This window comes from Pseudomonas sp. R62 (genome assembly GCF_000257605.1).
Taxonomy (GTDB): Bacteria; Pseudomonadota; Gammaproteobacteria; order Pseudomonadales; family Pseudomonadaceae; genus Aquipseudomonas; species Aquipseudomonas atacamensis.
The window spans coordinates 750,712-754,121 of the sequence record NZ_JH635998.1 but is presented as its reverse complement, the minus strand read 5'-3'; the positions used below and the strand labels follow the sequence as shown (position 1 = coordinate 754,121).

Here is a 3,410-nt window from a genome sequence, read left to right as displayed (position 1 = left end):
CGCAATGCCGATGTGGTCAGTATCAAGGTCATCGGGCACACCGACAGCAAAGGCTCCGACGCCTATAACCAGGCTTTGTCCGAGCGGCGCGCGAGCAGTGTCGCAGCGTACTTGCTCAGTCAGGGCCTGGCGCCGAACAAGCTCACCAGCGAGGGTCGAGGCGAAAGTGAGCCGGTCGCCGATAACGCCAGCGATGAAGGTCGCGCGGAAAATCGCCGGGTCGAGCTGCATATCAATCGTTAGGAAAGGTCTGAAGTCCGCCGGCTAGAGCTGCCGGGTCGAGATCGTCGCCCCGGCAGCCATTTCATCAGCGTTTGCACAAATTTCATTTTTCCCTCTGGCTTATCCCCCGCAGAAGCCGGTACTGTGCGTGCAAAGAATAATTCGCAACACGGGGGAGCGTATGAAGGTGTTCTGGGGGCTGGGGCGTTTGCTGACCCTGCTGTTCTGCTGCGTGGTACTGGCCAATCAACTGGTGCCGTTTGTTCATCCGCTGCATCTGCTGGTCAATCTGGCCGGCGCTCTGTTGTTGCTGATTCATCTACTCGAAGTGCTGCTGTGCAACCGCAGCCTCAAGGGTCGTCCGCACCCTTGGCGTGATCGTGGCCGCATCCTGTTGTTCGGCGTTTTCCACCTGCAAACCATCCCGGCCCCGGCCGCTCCGGAGGCTTCTTCCCATGCGTAAACTCTGCCTGCTCGCTGCATTCATCAGTCCACTGGCCTGCGCCCAGGTGGTCAACGTGCAAAGCAATTCTTTGATGCGCTTGCCCAACACCACCAGCACGCTGCAACTGGAGAAACTGGAAGTCGCCGATTACGGCACCTTGCTGATCCCGTCCAACGTGACTGAATTAAACATCGATGAACTGCGTCTTGGCCATGAAGCACGTATTGCTATCGTTCCGGCTGAACAAGCGCTGGAAGTGAAGGTCAAGCGCGCTGAATTGAGCGAGGGCAGCCAGATCACCGCGCGCGGCGCCCCCGGCACTTATGAAAAAGCGGCCCGGGCCGGGCGCAATCTGAATCTGCAATTCCAGGCCCTGAGCGCGCCGCAACTGACGGTCGATGCCCGTGGCGGCAGGGGCGCGCCAGGGTTCGTCGGCCTCGACGGCGGCAACGGTGAAGATCCGGGCTGCACCTATGGCTCGGCCGGTCACGGTGCCGATGGCAGTGACGGCAGCGATGGCCAGCCAGGCGCGCCGGGTGCGCTGGTGCGACTCGCCGTACCACGGGATTTTCCAGCCGAGCTGATCAAAGTCAACGTGGCTGGCGGTGCCGGCGGCCCGGCGGGTGTCGGTGGTAAAGCAGGGAAGGGCGGCAAATCCAAGGGCTGCCTGGTCTACCGCGCTGACGGCGGCAAGAACGGCAAGGCCGGCGCGGATGGCCAGCCTGGGTCGGAGGGAGCAGCGGGTTCGGTTACCGTGCAGCGCCTCTAAAACTGCGACCCACTCTCTGATCAATAAAATGCTTTGGTGAGTGAAGATCTTTGGTGAGTGAAATTATGTGGCGAGGGGATTTATCCCCGCTGGGTCGCGAAGCGGCCTCGCTCTAAAAATCAAAAGCGGGACTGCTACGCAGCCCAGCGGGGATAAATCCCCTCGCCACAACTGTGTTCACAGCAGAACAAGAGTGCGATTCAGAGCATCGGTCTCGCCGCCGCTACCGCCACCAGCACCAACCCGACCAGCAGATTGAGCCCCACCACCCGCCGAATCCGCCCCAGCACTGCCGCACCCGCCGGCCAATCCTTCGCCTCAACCGCCTTGCGCAATTCCGGCAGCATCAACCCCTGAATGCGGATGAACAGTGCCGTCATCACCACATACAAACCGATCATCACCTGCACGTACTTCGGCGCGGTTTCAAATCCGACCTGCTGCAGATGCAGCATGCCCACGCCGCTGATCGGCAACAGGATCACTGCGACCCAGACCCAACGGAAAAAACCTTGAAACACTTCCACCCACAGGGTCAGGCGAGCGGGGCCGTCCAGAGCCTTCACAGCCGCAGGGCGCAAGACCATCCAGGCGAAAAACATGCCGCCGACCCACACCAGAGCGGCAAGGACATGCAGGGGGTAAACGAGGCTAAAAGGTGTCATTCGGGCACTCCGTTCTGCGCAGGATCGATTAGGCAGGTATGATAGCCGCCGAACCAAACTACTGAAAATTTATCCAGCGTTTCCAGCGCCCGACACTCAATGATCAGCACTGAACTCAAAACCACGATCCAGGGCGCCTATTCGCGTTTTCTAGAGGCCAAGAGCCTCAAGCCGCGTTACGGCCAGCGCCTGATGATCGCCGAAATCGCCAAGGTCCTCGGGGATATCGACACCGATGACGAAGGCCGGCGCAGTGGCGACCCCGCGATCGTCGCGGTGGAAGCCGGCACCGGTACCGGCAAAACGGTGGCCTACAGCCTGGCGGCGATTCCTACGGCGAAACTGGCCGGCAAGCGTCTGGTGATAGCCACCGCGACCGTCGCCCTGCAAGAGCAGATCGTCTACAAGGATCTGCCTGACCTGATGCGCAACAGCGGGCTGAATTTCAGCTTCGCCCTGGCCAAGGGCCGTGGCCGCTACATGTGTCTGTCCAAGCTCGACATGCTCTTGCAGGAAGGCCACGCGCAAACCGCCACCGCGCAGTTGTTCGAGGAAGAAGGCTTCAAGATTGAAGTCGACGAGGCCAGTCAGAAGCTGTTCACCAGCATGATCGAAAAGCTCGCCGGCAATAAATGGGACGGCGACCGCGACAGCTGGCCTAACGCGCTGGAAGACGCCGACTGGGCGCGCCTGACCACTGATCACAGCCAGTGCACCAACCGTCATTGCCCGAACTTCGGCCAGTGCGCCTTCTACAAGGCCCGCGAAGGCATGGGCAAGGTTGACGTGATCGTCACCAACCACGACATGGTCCTGGCTGACCTGGCACTGGGCGGCGGCGCCGTGCTGCCGGACCCGCGCGACACCATTTACGTGTTCGACGAAGGTCACCATTTGCCGGACAAGGCCATCGGCCACTTCGCCCATTACACGCGTTTGCGCTCCACTGCCGACTGGCTGGAAACCACCGCCAAGAACCTGACCAAATTGCTCGCGCAGCATCCGTTGCCGGGTGATCTCGGCAAGCTGATCGAGCAGGTGCCCGAGCTGGCGCGGGAGATCAAGACCCAGCAGCAGTTCATGTTCACCGCGTGTGAGCAGATCGCCGATTTCAAACCCGGCGAAGACGTCGAAGGCCGAGAACGTCCGCGTCATCGCTTTGTCGGCGGGGTGATTCCCGAGGACATGCGCGAGATGGGCATCGAGCTGAAAAAAGGCTATTCGCGCCTTAACGACCTGTTCCAGCGCCTGACCGACCTGCTCAAGGAAGGCATGGACGGTGAGGTCAATATCGGCATCGCCAGCAATC

Annotated in this window: 5 protein-coding genes; 4 read left to right on the top strand and 1 reads right to left on the bottom strand. The window is 60.9% G+C overall.

Going from position 1 to position 3,410, the window contains the following annotated elements; translation table 11 throughout:
• From OQK_RS04860 to OQK_RS04850, 3 genes are all read left to right on the top strand, one after another.
• Positions 1-243: OmpA family protein (locus tag OQK_RS04860; protein WP_016771376.1), on the top strand; the 243-nt coding region annotated here is incomplete at its 5' end.
• Positions 244-403: 160 nt separating this feature from the next.
• Positions 404-685 carry a DUF1145 domain-containing protein gene (locus OQK_RS04855; protein ID WP_016771375.1) on the top strand — a complete coding sequence of 94 codons (282 nt, stop codon included), beginning with the start codon at positions 404-406 and terminating at the stop codon, positions 683-685.
• Entirely contained in the window at positions 678-1,436 is a 759-nt protein-coding gene (locus OQK_RS04850) for a collagen-like triple helix repeat-containing protein (RefSeq protein ID WP_016771374.1), read from the top strand. The genes OQK_RS04855 and OQK_RS04850 overlap by 8 nt, the downstream gene beginning before the upstream one ends.
• Positions 1,437-1,636: 200 nt before the next feature.
• Here OQK_RS04850 and OQK_RS04845 read toward each other — a convergent pair whose 3' ends face one another.
• Positions 1,637-2,101, bottom strand: a complete 465-nt coding sequence (locus tag OQK_RS04845) for a CopD family protein (RefSeq protein WP_016771373.1) — start codon at positions 2,099-2,101, stop codon at positions 1,637-1,639.
• A 99-nt stretch (positions 2,102-2,200) separates the two neighbouring features.
• Here OQK_RS04845 and OQK_RS04840 point away from each other — a divergent pair.
• The coding region (locus OQK_RS04840) for a DEAD/DEAH box helicase (RefSeq protein WP_038860570.1) at positions 2,201-3,410 on the top strand (1,210 nt) is incomplete at its 3' end.